The organism is Pseudomonas sp. RC2C2 (assembly GCF_018390435.1).
GTDB lineage: Bacteria > Pseudomonadota > Gammaproteobacteria > Pseudomonadales > Pseudomonadaceae > Aquipseudomonas > Aquipseudomonas donghuensis.
Genome location: NZ_JAHBAX010000001.1, coordinates 855,220 through 870,925, shown reverse-complemented (window position 1 = coordinate 870,925; position 15,706 = coordinate 855,220). Strand labels below are relative to the sequence as shown.

13 protein-coding genes are annotated in these 15,706 nt (G+C 62.3%); 7 read left to right on the top strand and 6 right to left on the bottom strand.

The annotated features are described in order from the left end of the window. Positions 1 to 202: 202 nt before the first annotated feature. Complete coding sequence (locus KHO53_RS04025) at positions 203 to 1,450, bottom strand: ribonucleotide-diphosphate reductase subunit beta (protein ID WP_010220478.1); 1,248 nt, start codon at positions 1,448 to 1,450, stop codon at positions 203 to 205. A gap of 235 nt (positions 1,451 to 1,685) precedes the next feature. After that, on the bottom strand, positions 1,686 to 4,574 hold the full coding sequence (locus KHO53_RS04020) for a ribonucleoside-diphosphate reductase subunit alpha (protein WP_010220476.1): 2,889 nt from the start codon (positions 4,572 to 4,574) through the stop codon (positions 1,686 to 1,688). 766 nt (positions 4,575 to 5,340) lie between these two features. Here KHO53_RS04020 and KHO53_RS04015 point away from each other — a divergent pair. The 3 genes from KHO53_RS04015 to fhuF are packed head-to-tail and all read left to right on the top strand — an operon-like array spanning position 5,341 to position 8,218. After that, positions 5,341 to 6,063 (top strand): response regulator, encoded by a 723-nt coding sequence (locus KHO53_RS04015; RefSeq protein WP_026001155.1) that lies wholly within the window; start codon positions 5,341 to 5,343, stop codon positions 6,061 to 6,063. Beyond that, positions 6,060 to 7,676, top strand: coding sequence for an ATP-binding protein (locus tag KHO53_RS04010; RefSeq protein ID WP_036996601.1), 1,617 nt, complete (start codon positions 6,060 to 6,062; stop codon positions 7,674 to 7,676). The genes KHO53_RS04015 and KHO53_RS04010 overlap by 4 nt, the downstream gene beginning before the upstream one ends. After that, positions 7,673 to 8,218, top strand: a complete 546-nt coding sequence (gene fhuF, locus KHO53_RS04005) for a siderophore-iron reductase FhuF (RefSeq protein WP_249684256.1) — start codon at positions 7,673 to 7,675, stop codon at positions 8,216 to 8,218. Before KHO53_RS04010 ends, fhuF begins: the two co-directional genes overlap by 4 nt. Before the next feature lie 3 nt (positions 8,219 to 8,221). Here the strand turns inward: fhuF and KHO53_RS04000 are convergent, their stop codons facing one another. Beyond that, positions 8,222 to 8,923: a 4'-phosphopantetheinyl transferase family protein gene (locus KHO53_RS04000; RefSeq protein WP_036996600.1), complete on the bottom strand. Its 702-nt coding sequence runs from the start codon at positions 8,921 to 8,923 to the stop codon at positions 8,222 to 8,224. Positions 8,924 to 9,039: 116 nt separating this feature from the next. After that, positions 9,040 to 9,837, bottom strand: a complete 798-nt coding sequence (locus KHO53_RS03995; protein WP_010220393.1) for a dienelactone hydrolase family protein — start codon at positions 9,835 to 9,837, stop codon at positions 9,040 to 9,042. Positions 9,838 to 9,999: 162 nt separating this feature from the next. Here KHO53_RS03995 and KHO53_RS03990 point away from each other — a divergent pair, with 162 nt between their 5' ends. From KHO53_RS03990 to KHO53_RS03975, 4 genes are all read left to right on the top strand, one after another. Beyond that, positions 10,000 to 10,602 (top strand): outer membrane protein, encoded by a 603-nt coding sequence (locus KHO53_RS03990; protein WP_010220391.1) that lies wholly within the window; start codon positions 10,000 to 10,002, stop codon positions 10,600 to 10,602. A 114-nt stretch (positions 10,603 to 10,716) separates the two neighbouring features. After that, positions 10,717 to 11,394 (top strand): response regulator, encoded by a 678-nt coding sequence (locus KHO53_RS03985; RefSeq protein WP_010220390.1) that lies wholly within the window; start codon positions 10,717 to 10,719, stop codon positions 11,392 to 11,394. Continuing rightward, a complete protein-coding gene (locus KHO53_RS03980) occupies positions 11,391 to 12,746 on the top strand; it encodes an ATP-binding protein (RefSeq protein ID WP_036996598.1) in 1,356 nt (451 codons plus the stop codon). The genes KHO53_RS03985 and KHO53_RS03980 overlap by 4 nt, the downstream gene beginning before the upstream one ends. Positions 12,747 to 13,017: 271 nt before the next feature. Further along, entirely contained in the window at positions 13,018 to 14,340 is a 1,323-nt protein-coding gene (locus tag KHO53_RS03975; protein WP_010220388.1) for a dicarboxylate/amino acid:cation symporter, read from the top strand. A gap of 102 nt (positions 14,341 to 14,442) precedes the next feature. Here the strand turns inward: KHO53_RS03975 and KHO53_RS03970 are convergent, their stop codons facing one another. Then, positions 14,443 to 14,937: a SprT family zinc-dependent metalloprotease gene (locus KHO53_RS03970; protein ID WP_213570013.1), complete on the bottom strand. Its 495-nt coding sequence runs from the start codon at positions 14,935 to 14,937 to the stop codon at positions 14,443 to 14,445. 137 nt (positions 14,938 to 15,074) lie between these two features. Continuing rightward, positions 15,075 to 15,674 (bottom strand): Yip1 family protein, encoded by a 600-nt coding sequence (locus tag KHO53_RS03965; protein WP_010220386.1) that lies wholly within the window; start codon positions 15,672 to 15,674, stop codon positions 15,075 to 15,077. Between the last annotated feature and the right edge of the window lie 32 nt (positions 15,675 to 15,706).

Genomic DNA, 15,706 nt, shown 5'->3' with positions numbered 1-15,706 from the left:
CCTCAATCCTAAAGGATTACAGCTTAGCGCATCGCAATGTGTCTTCCCCGGACGCTTACCGAGGCTCGCCTTTCTTAAGCTTTTATCTATGCACAAAAAAGCCACCTCAGCTTTCGGCTGAGGTGGCTATGCGGCTGAGGCTATGGTTTCAGCCGATTTTGAAAAAAGTTCAGCCGATCATGAAAACCTACGAACAGGGAAATCAATCCCAGCTCAACGCCCCACCGGTCTGATACTCGATAACCCGAGTCTCGAAGAAGTTCTTCTCTTTCTTCAAGTCCATGATCTCGCTCATCCATGGGAACGGGTTGGTGGTACCTGGGTACTCTTCCTTCAGGCCGATCTGCGACAGGCGACGGTTGGCGATGAACTTGAGGTAGTCCTCCATCATCGCCGCGTTCATGCCCAGCACGCCGCGAGGCATGGTGTCGCGGGCGTATTCGATTTCAAGCTGAGTGCCCTGCAGAATCATCTGCGAGGCTTCTTCCTTCATTTCGGCATCCCACAGGTGCGGGTTTTCGATCTTGATCTGGTTGATCACGTCGATACCGAAGTTCAGGTGCATGGACTCGTCACGCAGGATGTACTGGAACTGCTCGGCAACGCCAGTCATCTTGTTGCGGCGACCCATGGACAGGATCTGGGTGAAGCCGCAGTAGAAGAAAATGCCTTCCAGGACGCAGTAGTAAGCGATCAGGTTGCGCAGCAGCTCTTTGTCGGTCTCGACGGTGCCGGTGTTGAACTCCGGGTCGGAGATCGCGCGGGTGTAGCTCAGGCCCCAGGCGGCTTTCTTCGCCACCGACGGGATCTCGTGGTACATGTTGAAGATCTCGCCTTCATCCATGCCCAGCGATTCGATGCAGTACTGGTAGGCGTGGGTGTGGATCGCCTCTTCGAATGCCTGGCGCAGGATGTACTGGCGGCACTCGGGGTTGGTGATCAGGCGGTACACGGCCAGGGCCAGGTTGTTGGCAACCAGGGAGTCGGCGGTGGAGAAGAAGCCCAGGTTGCGCATGACGATACGACGCTCGTCGTCGGTCAGGCCTTCCGGGTTTTTCCACAGGGCGATGTCCGCGGTCATGTTGACCTCTTGCGGCATCCAGTGGTTGGCGCAACCGTCCAGGTACTTCTGCCAGGCCCAGTCGTACTTGAACGGTACCAGCTGGTTGAGGTCGGCGCGGCAGTTGATCATGCGCTTTTCGTCAACCGCGACACGGGCAGCGGAACCTTCCAGCTCAGCCAGGCCTTCGGCGATGTCGAGTTGGTCCAGAGCAGCCTTGGCGCGCTTGACCGCGTCGGAGTCAGCGGCGGTCACGGCGCGGGCTTCGAGGGCGGCGACACCGCCGGCGTTGTCGAGCTTGTCGATGCCTGCGGCAGCGGCTTGCGTGGCGGTGGTGCCTTTGGCGGCTTCTTCGCCTTCGTCTTTATCGAATTCGTCCCAGCTCAGCATGGTGGGTCTCCTGCTTGAGGGCCATATCAGTATGGCCGGTGGATCTTGGTTGCGGTGCTTGCGGTTGGGTACTGCGGTGCACGCAAAATCTTGGAATGCTTCCCGGGGCTGAGGCCCTCGGGGGAGGTCGGGGTGGCCCCGACCTTATTGTTCGGCCTGGCGAAGAGAGCGGCAGGGCCGGCCCTATCGCTGGCAAAGCCAGCTCCCACAGGAGAGCTGGCCAGCCTTCAGGCGCTTATTGGCAGGCTTCGCAATCCGGCTCGTCGATCGCGCAGGCCTTCGGTACCGGAGCTGGGCCGGCTGGCGCTGCCTGTACCGGGGCGCTGTCGCCACCGCTGGAAACGGCGTTGAGCTTGCCGGTGTTGATGGTCGACTTCTCGGTGCTGGTCGCGGCCAGGGCACGGAGGTAGTAGGTGGTTTTCAGACCACGGTACCAGGCCATGCGGTAGGTCACGTCGAGCTTCTTGCCCGAAGCGCCGGCGATGTACAGGTTCAGCGACTGGGCCTGGTCGATCCACTTCTGACGGCGGCTGGCGGCGTCGACGATCCACTTGGTTTCCACTTCGAAGGCAGTCGCGTAGAGGTCTTTGAGCTCTTGCGGGATGCGCTCGATCTGCTGCACCGAACCGTCGTAGTACTTCAGGTCGTTGATCATGACCGGGTCCCACAGGCCGCGGGCCTTGAGGTCGCGAACCAGGTACGGGTTGATCACGGTGAATTCGCCCGAGAGGTTCGATTTCACGTACAGGTTCTGGTAGGTCGGCTCGATGGACTGCGACACGCCGGTGATGTTGGCGATGGTCGCGGTCGGCGCGATGGCCATGATGTTCGAGTTACGAATACCTTTTTGTACGCGAGCACGCACCGGTGCCCAGTCCAGGGTCTCGTTCAGGTCGACGTCGATGTACTTCTGGCCACGGGCTTCGATCAGGATCTGTTGCGAATCCAGCGGCAGGATGCCTTTGGACCACAGCGAGCCCTGGAAGGTCTCGTAGGCGCCGCGCTCGTCGGCCAGGTCACAGGAGGCCTGGATGGCGAAGTAGCTGACCGCTTCCATCGACTTGTCGGCGAACTCGACGGCAGCGTCGGAGCCGTAAGGGATGTGCTGCAGGTACAGCGCGTCCTGGAAGCCCATGATGCCCAGGCCGACCGGACGGTGCTTGAAGTTCGAGTTACGCGCTTGCGGCACCGAGTAGTAGTTGATGTCGATCACGTTGTCGAGCATGCGCACGGCGGTGTTGACAGTGCGTTGCAGCTTGGTGGTGTCCAGCTTGCCGTCGACAATGTGGTTCGGCAGGTTGATCGAGCCCAGGTTGCAGACCGCGATCTCGTCCTTGTTGGTGTTCAGGGTGATCTCGGTGCACAGGTTCGAGCTGTGGACCACGCCCACGTGCTGCTGCGGCGAACGCAGGTTGCACGGGTCTTTGAAGGTCAGCCATGGGTGGCCGGTCTCGAACAGCATCGAGAGCATCTTGCGCCACAGGTCTTTGGCCTGGATGGTCTTGAACACCTTGATCTTGTTGTACTCGGTCAGGGCTTCGTAGTACTCGTAGCGCTCTTCGAAGGCCTTGCCGGTCAGGTCGTGCAGGTCTGGCACTTCCGATGGCGAGAACAGGGTCCACTTGCCGTCATCGAAGACGCGCTTCATGAACAGGTCAGGGATCCAGTTGGCGGTGTTCATGTCGTGGGTACGACGACGGTCATCACCGGTGTTCTTGCGCAGCTCGATGAATTCTTCGATGTCCAGGTGCCAGGTTTCCAGGTAGGCACACACAGCGCCCTTGCGCTTGCCACCCTGGTTAACGGCGACGGCGGTGTCGTTGACCACTTTCAGGAAGGGTACGACGCCCTGGGATTTACCGTTGGTGCCCTTGATGTAGGAACCCAGTGCACGCACAGGAGTCCAGTCGTTGCCCAGGCCGCCGGCGAATTTCGACAGCATGGCGTTGTCGTGGATCGCGTGGTAGATGCCCGACAGGTCGTCCGGCACGGTTGTCAGGTAGCAGCTCGACAGCTGTGGACGCAGGGTACCGGCGTTGAACAGGGTCGGGGTCGAGGCCATGTAGTCGAAGGACGACAACAGGTTGTAGAACTCGATGGCACGGGCTTCTTTGTCTTTCTCTTCCAGCGCCAGACCCATGGCCACGCGCATGAAGAACACCTGAGGCAGTTCGAAACGCACGCCATCCTTGTGGATGAAGTAACGGTCGTACAGGGTCTGCAGGCCCAGGTAGGTGAATTGCTGGTCGCGCTCGTGATCGATCGCCTTGCCCAGTTTGTCCAGGTCGAAGTCGGCCAGGGCAGGGTTGAGCAGTTCGAACTCGACACCCTTGGCGATGTAGGCAGGCAGGGCCTTGGCGTACAGGTCGGCCATTTCGTGGTGGGTGGCGCTGTCGGCGACGTTGAGGAAGCCCAGGCCTTCGGCGCGCAGGGTGTCCATCAGCAGGCGGGCGGTGACGAACGAGTAGTTCGGCTCACGCTCTACCAGGGTACGGGCGGTCATCACCAGGGCGGTGTTGACGTCCTTGATGGCCACGCCGTCGTAGAGGTTTTTCAGGGTTTCGCGCTGGATCAGGTCGCCGTCGACTTCGGCCAGGCCTTCGCAGGCTTCGCTGATGATGGTGTTCAGGCGGTTCATGTCCAGCGGCGCCAGGCTGCCGTCGGCCAGGGTGATGCGGATGCTTGGGTGCGGCTGCACGCTTGCGTCTTCGGCGTGGCCACGGGTGGCACGCTCCTTGGCACGCTGGTCGCGGTAGATCACGTAGTCACGGGCGACTTTCTGCTCGCCGGCACGCATCAGGGCCAGTTCGACCTGGTCCTGGATTTCTTCGATGTGGATGGTGCCGCCCGAAGGCATGCGACGCTTGAAGGTCGCGGTGACCTGCTCGGTCAGGCGGGCAACGGTGTCGTGGATGCGCGACGAGGCGGCAGCGGTGCCGCCTTCAACTGCGAGGAACGCTTTGGTGATGGCCACGGTGATCTTGTCATCGGTATAGGCGACGACAGTGCCGTTACGCTTGATCACGCGCAGTTGGCCCGGGGCGGTGGCTGCCAGATCCTGGTTCGAATCGGCGGCCTGCGGGGCCAAAGCCAGCGGGTTCTCGCGAGTTGTGTCGGTTTGCATGGGTGTCTCCACGTTCTCTAAGTATGTTTTAGGCGCTTTTTGAGCGCCAACCGTTCCGTCCGAAAGCCCAACAACCGACCACGAGGGCGCGCAGGAACACGAGGTTCCGGCATGCCGCACAGGTCGGGCATACTCACTTCGGGACAGTTCAGGAATTAGGGCAAATGCTTGCCGCTCCCTGGCCGAAGTCAAAGGTCTTGAATCTACGACTCAAAACTGTTGTTGTCGGGTGTGCTGATGGTCTCACCCGTACCCGAAACAACACCCTCCAAGGGTTTGCAACGGAAGCCTGCGCAGGAGCGGTTTGGCTGCTGATCTCTTCTAAAGTTCAAGCAAAAAATCTACCCGTTGAGGGCTTGAGTTCTCTGCTTGACTTGTGCTTGGGATTTTCAGGAAACCCCAAGATGTAGTGTTTTGTTTCGATGGGGATACAAGATAATGCGGTCTTGGGGGTAATGCAAGGTCGGGCTCTGTGGATAACTTGTGCGTATTTTGTGAGTGATTTCACTCAACCCCTTGTAGGCCGCGTCTTAGCGCTGAATGACCGCCCGTCACCGATTTTTTCGCGGGTCTTAGGGTCGCAGGCAGATTTTGCGGGCGCGAACCCTATCACAAAAAATTGGCTTGTCCGAGCAGCTTTCCCGTTGGTTTTTCACCACCGGTAACGGCGGTTGGCAGGCGTCGGTGCCCGACGTAGTATCCGGGGCCAATGTTGCCTTTTGGTGATGTGGGTACTCTTTATAACAACAAGCTGTTGAGGTGAGCCGTGGAGCAGAGCAGTCGGGTATTGATCGTCGAAGATGACCAGCGGCTGGCCGACCTGACCTGTGAGTACCTGCAGGCCAATGGCTTTACCGTGGACGTGGAAGGCGATGGCGCCCGGGCGGCGGCGCGGATTATCGCCGAGCAGCCGGACCTGGTGATCCTCGACCTGATGCTGCCGGGCGAAGACGGCCTGAGCATCTGCCGCAAGGTGCGCCAGCAGTACCCCGGGCCGATCCTGATGCTCACCGCACGCAGCGACGATCTCGACCAGATCCAGGGCCTGGACCTGGGTGCCGACGACTACGTCTGCAAGCCGGTGCGCCCGCGCTTGCTGCTGGCACGCATCAATGCCCTGTTGCGTCGCAGCGAGGCGCCGGCCGAGGCTCAGGCGCCGCAAACCCTGCAGTTCGGCCCGTTGCGGGTCGACAACACCTTGCGCGAGGCCTGGCTGTACGACAGCGGCATTGAACTGACCAGCGCCGAGTTCGACCTTTTATGGCTGTTGGTGAGCAACGCCGGGCGCACCTTGTCGCGCGAAGAAATCTTCACCTCCCTGCGCGGTGTCGGCTACGACGGCCAGGACCGCTCCATCGATGTGCGGATTTCGCGCATCCGCCCGAAAATAGGCGACGACCCGGAGCACCCGCGGATGATCAAAACCATCCGCAGCAAAGGTTACCTGTTCGTCCGTGAGGCGGCCGAAGCCATGGGCCAGGTGCAATGAACTCGATCTTCCTGCGCATCTATGGCGGCATGCTCGCCGCGTTGGTGCTGGTGGCGGTGCTCGGCGTGCTCAGCCTGCACCTGCTCAACGAGGTGCGCGCCGGCCAGTACCGTGAGCGCCTGGCCCACGGCACCTTTACCCTGATGGCTGACAACCTGGCGCCGCTGGATGGTGTCGAGCGCAAGCGCGCCTTGCTGATCTGGGAGCGCCTGCTGGGGATTCCGCTGGCGTTGCAGGCGCTGAGCAGTACTGCCCTGGACGGTGGTCAGCGCAGCCAGTTGCAGCGCGGCCAGGTATTGGTCGAGAAGACCGGCCCGCACGCGGCCAAGGTGCTGCGCCAGGTGGGTGATCTGGATTTGCTGCTGGTTGGTGAAGTGCAGCAAATCAGTGAGCAACTGGCGCGCGCCACGATCTACCTGCTGGCCGATGAGCTGGTGCGCTATCCGGTGGCCGAGCAGCCGCAGCGCCTGGCGGCCCTCAAGCAGAGCAAGGGCTTTGGCTTTGACCTGCGCCTGCAGCGGGTCAACCAGACCGACATGGACGAAGACCAGCGCCGGCGCATCGACGAAGGCGACACGGTGCTGGCGCTGGGCAAGGACGGCGACTCGATCCGGGTGTTCGCCGGCCTGGTCGGTACGCCCTGGGTGCTGGAAATCGGCCCGCTGTACCAGATGAACCCCTATCCGCCGCAACTGCTGGTGCTGATTGCCGTGCTGGGCCTGTGCCTGATCGGCCTGATCGTTTACCTGCTGGTGCGCCAGCTGGAACGGCGCCTGTCGGGGCTTGAGGCCGCCGCAACCCTGATTGCCCAGGGCAGCCTGGAAACCCGCGTGGCGGCCGACGACGCCGATTCGGTCGGGCGCCTGGCCGCGGCGTTCAACGGCATGGCCGAACACCTGCAGCGCTCGCTGACCATCCAGCGCGAACTGGTGCGGGCGGTATCCCATGAACTGCGTACGCCGGTAGCGCGGCTGCGTTTTGGCCTGGAGATGATTGCCAGCGCCAGCAACGACCAGGCCCGGGACAAGTACCTGACCGGTATGGACGGCGATATTCAGGACCTGGATAAACTGGTCGATGAAATGCTCACCTACGCGCGCCTGGAGCAGGGCGCGCCAGCCCTGCATTTTCAACGGGTCGATCTGGATGCCTTGCTGGATCAGGTGATCGCCGAGCTGGCGCCATTGCGCCGCGAGGTCCGGGTGTTGCGCGGCCCGTGCCAGGGCGCGGAGAAGGCGGCGGACGGCCAGGGGGCGTGGGTCGAGGCCGAACCGCGTTACCTGCACCGGGCGTTGCAGAACCTGGTCAGCAACGCCATGCGCCACGCCGAGTCACAGGTCAGCCTCAGCTATCAGTTGGGGGGACAGCGCTGCCGGATCGATGTCGAGGACGATGGCCCTGGTGTGCCGGAAGGTGTCTGGGAACGTATCTTCACCCCCTTCACCCGTCTCGACGATAGTCGCACTCGCGCATCAGGTGGGCATGGACTGGGCCTGTCGATCGTTCGGCGGATCATCTACTGGCACGGTGGGCGGGCGTCGGTGGGGCGTAGCGAGCGTCTGGGCGGCGCCTGTTTCAGCCTGAACTGGCCGCGCAACCAGGACCGCGAATGAGTGCGCCGATTGCCCTGCCGGTATTGCTCGACGAAGCACGGTTCGATGCCTTGCTGCTGGCGCTCTATGGCCCGCAGCTGATGCCGGCGCAACGGCCGGTGCTGGTGTCGCAATGGTCCAAGTACTACTTTGCCCTGGTGTGGCGAATGGTGCGTGAGGGGCAGCCGTTGTCGGCGTTCAGCGCGACAGCGGTGAAGGTCGACGCGCGCGGTTTGCCGGTTGCGCTGGTCGCCGAGGGCGTCGCTTGCCAAGGCCTGCAGGCGGTCATGGCGGCACATCTGCAGCCCGTTGTTGCGCGTATGGTGGTGTTGGGCGCCGTACCGCCAGCGGTATTGTGGGGCAATGCCGGCGATTGCCTGGATCAGGCGCTGCAAGGCATCAGCGACAACACAGGATTGCAGGTGCTGCTGGAAACGCCCGGCAGCCCTTTATTTGCCGCCATCAGTCAGGATTCCGCAGGTCGGCGTCGGCGCCGCACCTGCTGCCTCAGCTACAAGGTCGACTGGGTCGGGCACTGCGAGCACTGTCCGCTGCTGCCCTGACGCTCAGACGCTGACCAGGCTCAACAGCTGATCATCCTGCAGACAGAACTGGCCCGCCAGCTCGCGGCCGTGGTGCCACTGCGCCGACAGGTCGATGAGCAGGCGCAGGCGTGCATGGCCATCAGCGGACCATTCCAGTACTTCGGCGTGCTCAAAATAGAAGCGCTGCCTGACGATGGGGTAGAGCGCTTTGAACAGGCTTTCTTTCAGCGAGAAGGTCAGGGTCACGGTCAGCCCGATTTGGCTGGGGTCCATACGCTGTATTTCGGCCTCGGTGAGAATCTCCCGGGCCAGGCGCTCGGCGCGCTCGTCGCTGAGCAGGCTTTCCTGATCCAGGCCCAGGCCCAGGCAGTCGCTGCTGCGCGCAACCACGGCGGCGGCCCAGCCTTTGCCGTGGGTGATCGAGCCGCTGATGCCGGCGGGCCAGATCGGCGCGCGGTCTTCATCAGTACCCGGGACATAGTCGCGGCCATCGAGTTGCAGCAAGGCTGCGCGAGCGCACACCCGGCCGGCCAGGTACTCGGCCTGGCGCTTGGCCACTGAGCGTTGCAGGCTGGCGGTCTGCTCGATGCCGGCGCGGCTGAAGTCGTCGCTGGCGAGCAGGGCGGGGTCGAACGGGCAACTGACCAGGATCGCGCCGGGGACCGGACGCGGCAGGGGCCAGTGGTGCAGGAGCGGGGCGCAGCAGGTGGGCAGTCGGTTCATGGCCGGTATTGTGCCGTGGCTGTTGCCGGCGTGCCACTGTGTAGGAGCGGGCTTGCCCCGCGATTGCGGTGTAACAGACACACCGCTATCGCGGGGCAAGCCCGCTCCTACAGGGGTTAACCTTTAGTGAAGATCTTTTTGAAGAACGCCTGCAAATCCGCCCAGGAGCTCTCATCCGCCGACTTGTTGTAGCCAATATCAGGCCCACCATGCCCGCCGTGGCTCAGGCGGTCGGCATCGGGGTTGGTAAAGCCATGCTTGGCCCCGGGAATACTGACGAACTCATAGCTCGCCCCGGCCGCGTCCATTTCTTCCTTGAATTTTTCCACCTGCTCCGGCGTCACCATGCTGTCGCTGGCGCCATGCTCTACCAGCACCTTGGCCTTGACGCTGCCCGGCGTTGCTGGCGCATTGGTGACCAGCGCACCGTGGAAGCTGGCCACCCCGGCCAGTGGCTCACCGCGGCGCGCGGCATCGAGCACCACCTTGCCGCCAAAGCAGTAGCCAATGGCGGCGATCCGCTTGGTATCGGTCTGTGGCTGGATCTTCAGCAGTTCAACCCCGGCATCAAAGCGCTGGGCTGCAGTGTTCGGGTTTTTCAGCGCAGCGGCCATGAATGCCTTGGCTTCGGCCGGGTGCTCGCTGTTCTTGCCGTCGCCATACATGTCGATGGCCAGGGCGCTGTAACCGAGGCCGGCGAGGTCGCGGGCGCGGCGCTTGGCATAGTCGTTGAGCCCCCACAGTTCATGCACCACGACCACGCCCGGGCGCTTGCCCTTGGCGGCGTCGTCGTAGGCGTAATAGCCGACCAGGCGCTTGCCGTCGGCGTCCTGGTAGGGAATCTCACGGGTTTGCACTGCAGCCTGGGCCAGGCTGGCGGCGCCGATCAGGGCCAGAGCGAGCAGACAACGCATGGTCGGTACTCCTTTTTTTTTTTCGGGCGGCTCGTGCAGTCGGTTTTTTGCAATCGGTGCAGCTGTTCAGCCGAGGTTCAGCCAGGGTTCAGCGGCGGTTCAGGACGGCTTGCTTACTCTAGCTTCCACACCAACACAGTGCATCACCTGGAGTACCACACGATGAAAAAGCTCAACACCCTGCTGCTCACCGTTGCTTTCCTTGGCGCCAGCGCCGCCGCCCAGGCCGCTGACACCACTTTCGCTGGCGTCACTTATGGTCAGACCAGCGACAAGATCAAAAAATCCGGCCTGCTGAGCCGCAACACGGATCACCTGAACACCGACGGCATCATCAGCAAGGACAGCACCTACGGCATCCGCGTCGGCCAGATGAACGACCAGGGCCGCTACTACCTCACCTACGACAACGTCTCCAACGACCACAGCGGCCTGAAAGTGCGTCAGGAAAACCTGCTGGGCAGCTACGACCTGTTCTACCCGCTGGGCAGCACCACCAAGCTGTTCGGTGGCGCCAGCGCCGGCCTGACCAAGATGAGCATGGAGTCCTCCGGCTACAGCCGCGACACCGACACCGGCTACGCCATCGGCCTGCAAGCCGGCCTGCTGCAGCAAGTCACCGACAATGCTTCGGTGGAACTGGGCTACCGTTACCTGCGCAGCAATGCCAGCACCGAACTGTCCGAGCATGACGGCCCGAAAGTCGGCAGCCTGCGCCTGAACAGCAGCGCCCAGACCTACCTGTCGGCCAACTACGCGTTCTAAGTCGCCTGGCGATGTCCGAACCGGCCTGCATGCGCACGGCCGGTTCGCTGTTATTCTGCATTCGGTCTACAAATTGACTGGCCAATGAAGGCCGGCACGGGTCTGGAGGAGCGTATGAAACTGCTGGTGGTCGAGGATGAAGCACTTCTGCGTCATCACTTGTACAGCCGCTTGACGGAAAGCGGGCATGTGGTCGAAGCGGTGGCCAATGCCGAGGAGGCCCTGTACCAGGCCGAGCAGTTCAACCATGACCTGGCGGTGATCGACCTGGGCCTGCCGGGCATGAGCGGGCTCGACCTGATCCGCCAGTTGCGGTCCCAGGGCAAGAGCTTCCCGATCCTGATCCTCACCGCTCGCGGCAACTGGCAGGACAAGGTCGAAGGCCTGGCCGCCGGCGCCGACGATTATGTGGTCAAGCCCTTCCAGTTCGAAGAGCTCGAAGCCCGCCTCAACGCCTTGCTGCGCCGCTCCAGCGGCTTTACCCAGTCGACCATCGCCGCAGGCCCCCTGGTACTCGACCTCAATCGCAAGCAGGCAACCCTCGACGAACAGCCCCTGGCGCTGACCGCCTATGAATACCGCATCCTCGAATACCTGATGCGTCATCACCAGCAGGTGGTGGCCAAGGACCGCTTGATGGAGCAGCTGTATCCGGACGATGACGAGCGCGATCCGAACGTCATCGAGGTGCTGGTCGGCCGTTTGCGGCGCAAGCTTGAGGGCAGCAACGGCTTCAAGCCGATCGATACCGTGCGTGGTCTGGGCTACCTGTTCACCGAGCGTTGCCGATGATCCGTTCGCTACGCCTGCGTCTGATGCTGGCGGCCGCGGTGCTGGCGCTGCTGTTCATGCTTGGCTTGCTGCCGGCTTTGCAAAAGGCCTTCAGCCTGGCCTTGCAGGAGTCGATCGAGCAGCGCCTGGCGTCGGACGTCACCACGTTGATCTCTGCCGCACGCATTGAAGACGGCAACCTGCAGATGCCGGTGTTGTTGCCCGACGAAAAATTCAACCTGCCCGACAGCCGCCTGCTCGGTTACATCTATGACCGCCAGGGCAACCTGGTGTGGCGTTCGCGAGCCACCGCGGACGAGAACATCAACTACACCCCGCGCTACGACGGGCGTGGCAACGAGTTCGCACGGATTCGTCAGGACGACGGCGAGGAGTTTTTCGTCTATGACGTCGAGGTCAAGCTGCTCGGTGGCAAGACCGCCGCCTTCAGTATCGTCGCCCTGCAGCCGGTACGTGAATACCAGCACACCCTCGACGGCCTGCGCGAAAAGCTCTACCTGGGCTTCGGCGCGGCGTTGCTGGCGCTGCTGGCGCTGCTCTGGGCCGGCCTGACCTGGGGGCTGCGTTCGCTGCGGCAGATGAGCCGCGAGCTGGATGATGTCGAGTCCGGCGCCCGCGAAGGCTTGAGCAGCGAGCATCCACGTGAACTGCTGCGCCTGACCGACTCGCTCAACCGCCTGTTGCGCAGCGAGCGCGAGCAGCGCCGCCGCTACCGTGATTCCCTGGGGGATCTGGCCCACAGCCTGAAAACACCGCTCACCGTGCTTCAGGGCGTCAGCGAAAGCATGGCCCAGCGCCGCGAAGACCGTGAGCAGGCACGGGTGCTGCAAAGCCAGATCGAACGCATGAGCCAGCAGATCGACTACCAACTGCAACGCGCCAGCCTGCGCAAGAGCGGCCTGGTGCGCCACCAGGTGCAACTGCGGCCGTTGCTTGACAGCCTGTGCAGCACCCTGGCCAAGGTCTACCGCGACAAGCACGTGCACATCAGCGTGGATCTGCCAGCGAACGCAATGGTACCGATGGAGCAGGGGGCCTTGCTGGAACTGCTCGGCAACTTGCTGGAAAACGCCTACCGCCTGTGTCTGAGCCAGGTTCGCATCAGCCTGCTGGCCAACCAGGCGCAGGTTGTACTGTGTATCGAGGACGACGGCCCCGGCGTGCCCGCCAACCAGCGTGAGCGGATTCTCCAGCGTGGCGAGCGCCTGGACCGGCAGAACCCGGGGCAGGGCATCGGCTTGGCGGTGGTCAAGGACATCATTGAAAGCTACGACGCGACCCTGACCCTCGATGACTCGCCGCTGGGCGGTGCTGCCTTTCGGATTCGCTTTGAACTGGAGCGCAACCCCTAGGCGGATTATCGCCATCATTGTCGGAATCTTTTCTGCAGCGTGCGGAAATCCGCCAACCCCACCCCGTCAACCTGCAACCTCTTTGTGCATGACAGCCCCGTAAAACCGGGGCTTGCACCGTTAAAGCGCATTTTGGCATCGGGCTTGCTATGGACTCATCAGAGTTCTGCCAGGCAGCTCGACACAACAAATCCCTCCAGTGCAGGAGGGTTCGCGCTTTAGGTACCCCGCATCCTGGCAAGGATGAGCCGGTACCCTTGAGGAATTAGCCATGACGACGCGTCAGCCACTGTACAAATCGCTGTATATCCAGGTGTTAGTAGCGATCACCATCGGTATCCTGCTGGGCCACTACTACCCTGAAACCGGCGTAGCCCTGAAGCCACTGGGTGACGGGTTCGTCAAACTGATCAAAATGGTCATCGCCCCGATCATCTTCTGCACCGTGGTCAGCGGCATCGCTGGCATGCAGAACATGAAATCGGTCGGCAAGACCGGTGGCTACGCGCTGCTGTACTTCGAAATCGTCTCGACCATTGCCCTGATCATCGGTCTGGTCGTGGTCAACGTGGTCAAGCCTGGCGCCGGCATGCACATCGATGTCAGCACCCTGAACGCCAGCAGTGTGGCTGCCTATGCCGCCGCCGGCGCGCAGCAGACCACCGTGGGCTTCCTGCTCAACATCATCCCCAACACCGTGGTCGGCGCCTTCGCCAACGGCGACATCCTGCAAGTGCTGATGTTCTCGGTGATCTTTGGCTTCGCCCTGCATCGCCTGGGTGCCTACGGCAAGCCATTGCTGGACCTGATCGACCGCTTCGCCCATGTCATGTTCAACATCATCAACATGATCATGAAGCTGGCGCCGGTCGGTGCCTTCGGTGCCATGGCCTTCACCATCGGCCAGTACGGCGTCGGTTCGCTGGTGCAACTGGGCCAGCTGATGATCTGCTTCTATGTCACCTGCGTGCTGTTCATCCTGGTGGTGCTCGGCAGTATCGCCCGCGCTCACGGCTTCAGCATCCTCAAGCTGATCCGCTACATCCGTGAAGAGCTGATGATCGTGCTGGGTACTTCGTCTTCGGAATCGGCGCTGCCACGCATGCTGACCAAGATGGAGCGTCTGGGGGCGAAGAAATCCGTGGTTGGCCTGGTGATCCCGACCGGCTACTCGTTCAACCTCGACGGTACCTCGATCTACCTGACCATGGCCGCCGTGTTCATCGCCCAGGCGACCGACACCACCATGGACATCACCCACCAGATCACCCTGCTGCTGGTGCTGCTGGTCGCTTCCAAGGGGGCTGCGGGCGTTACCGGCAGTGGTTTCATTGTGCTTGCCGCGACCCTGTCGGCCGTTGGCCACCTGCCGGTTGCCGGTCTGGCGCTGATCCTCGGCATCGACCGCTTCATGTCCGAAGCCCGTGCCCTGACCAACCTGATCGGCAATGCCGTGGCCACCGTGGTCGTGGCCAAGTGGGTCAATGAGCTGGACGAAGACAAGCTGCAGGCCGAACTGGCTTCCGGTGGCTCGCCGCTGACCGATACCCGCCCGATGGATGACCTGGGCGTGGCTGAAGGTCCTGCTCGCTAAGATGCAGGCGGTGTAACGCAAAAAGCCCATCTTCGGATGGGCTTTTTTGTGTCTGCGGGGGCTTCCACAGATTGGGTGGGAGCGGGCGTGCCCTGCGATGCTTTATTCCACCCGGGTCTCGCCGCTATACACCAGGGTATTGCGACAGCGCCGGCACAGATAGCGCCGCCCCTGGCGCACCAGGCTATGGCGTTGCGCCGAGAACGGGAAGTCGCTGCCAGCGCACGGGCAGCGGTAGATATAGCGGGTCATCGTGCGGCGCTTGACGGCGTAGTTATGGCAGCGGTGGGGCGGCAGTTCATAGACGCCGCGCATGATCAGCTGCCATTCCTCGCCATGGGGCTGGATGCGGTCGCCAAACAGCTGGTGCGCCACCAGGTGGGCGACCTCGTGGGGCACCGTCTGCTTGAGGAAATCTTCGCTGTTTTCGCGGTACAGCTGCAGGTTGAAGCGCAGCAGGTTCTCGTGCAGGTGGGCGACGCCAGCCTTTTGTCCGCGCAGCTTGAAGCTGACTTCGGGGCGCGGGAAGGGGCGTTTGAAAAAGGTTTCGGCTTGCTGGTAACAGGTTTCGACGCGGGATTTGAGCAGTTCGGGCATATCGGGGAACACTCCTGGCCGACGATTATGCCGCAACCGCAGCGACGCTGCCGAGCCACCTGTCAGCGCACAGTATCAGGCCGCCTTGCGGCGGCCTGAGGGTTGGTGCACCTATGTTGCTGTTCTAATAGTTTGCGTCAGTTGGTATAGACGGGCCCCACGCCCAGTCCCCAGACAATCACGGTGAAGGCCATGATAGCGACCAGCACCACCAGCCCTACTGCCAGTACCGAACTCGAGAACAGGAAGCCCTCGTCGGATGGAATGTTCATGAAGGTCGGCAAGCCGACATACAGCAGGTAGACCGTGTAGCACACCGCTGCGGTGCCAACGATCATACCCAGCCACAGGTGCGGGTACAGCGCCGCCAGGCCACCGATGAACAGCGGCGTTGCGGTGTAGGTGGCAAAAGCGATGCAGCGTGCCAGGCTGGGGTTGGCGTCGTAGGTGCGGGCCATCCAGTGGATGAATGCGCCCATGACCGCCACGCCGCCCAGCATGGCCAGGTAGGACATGATGGTCATCCACAGCGCGCTTTCCTGGGTGAGCATGACCGGAGCGCGATCGCCGATGACCCAGCCGACCTGGGTGGTGCCGATAAACGCCGAAATCGCCGGGATCGCGGCGAGGATCAGCGTGTGGGTCAGGTACATGTGACTGATGCTTTCTTCTTCACCGCGAATTTCTTTCCATTCCTGATCGGGATGGGTAAATAGCCCAACAACGTGATGGATCATGCCGGTCACTCCTATCGCTGTTGCCATCGCCC

Bases quoted from the DNA above. Each gene is read 5' to 3' on its own strand.
- KHO53_RS04000 (WP_036996600.1), bottom strand. From the start codon at position 8,923: ATGAACCGACTGCCCACCTGCTGCGCCCCGCTCCTGCACCACTGGCCC.
- KHO53_RS03990 (WP_010220391.1), top strand. From the start codon at position 10,000: ATGAAAAAGCTCAACACCCTGCTGCTCACCGTTGCTTTCCTTGGCGCC.
- KHO53_RS03980 (WP_036996598.1), top strand. From the start codon at position 11,391: ATGATCCGTTCGCTACGCCTGCGTCTGATGCTGGCGGCCGCGGTGCTG.
- KHO53_RS03985 (WP_010220390.1), top strand. From the start codon at position 10,717: ATGAAACTGCTGGTGGTCGAGGATGAAGCACTTCTGCGTCATCACTTG.
- KHO53_RS03995 (WP_010220393.1), bottom strand. From the start codon at position 9,837: ATGCGTTGTCTGCTCGCTCTGGCCCTGATCGGCGCCGCCAGCCTGGCC.
- KHO53_RS03975 (WP_010220388.1), top strand. From the start codon at position 13,018: ATGACGACGCGTCAGCCACTGTACAAATCGCTGTATATCCAGGTGTTA.
- fhuF (WP_249684256.1), top strand. From the start codon at position 7,673: ATGAGTGCGCCGATTGCCCTGCCGGTATTGCTCGACGAAGCACGGTTC.
- KHO53_RS03970 (WP_213570013.1), bottom strand. From the start codon at position 14,937: ATGCCCGAACTGCTCAAATCCCGCGTCGAAACCTGTTACCAGCAAGCC.
- KHO53_RS04025 (WP_010220478.1), bottom strand. From the start codon at position 1,450: ATGCTGAGCTGGGACGAATTCGATAAAGACGAAGGCGAAGAAGCCGCC.
- KHO53_RS03965 (WP_010220386.1), bottom strand. From the start codon at position 15,674: ATGATCCATCACGTTGTTGGGCTATTTACCCATCCCGATCAGGAATGG.
- KHO53_RS04010 (WP_036996601.1), top strand. From the start codon at position 6,060: ATGAACTCGATCTTCCTGCGCATCTATGGCGGCATGCTCGCCGCGTTG.
- KHO53_RS04020 (WP_010220476.1), bottom strand. From the start codon at position 4,574: ATGCAAACCGACACAACTCGCGAGAACCCGCTGGCTTTGGCCCCGCAG.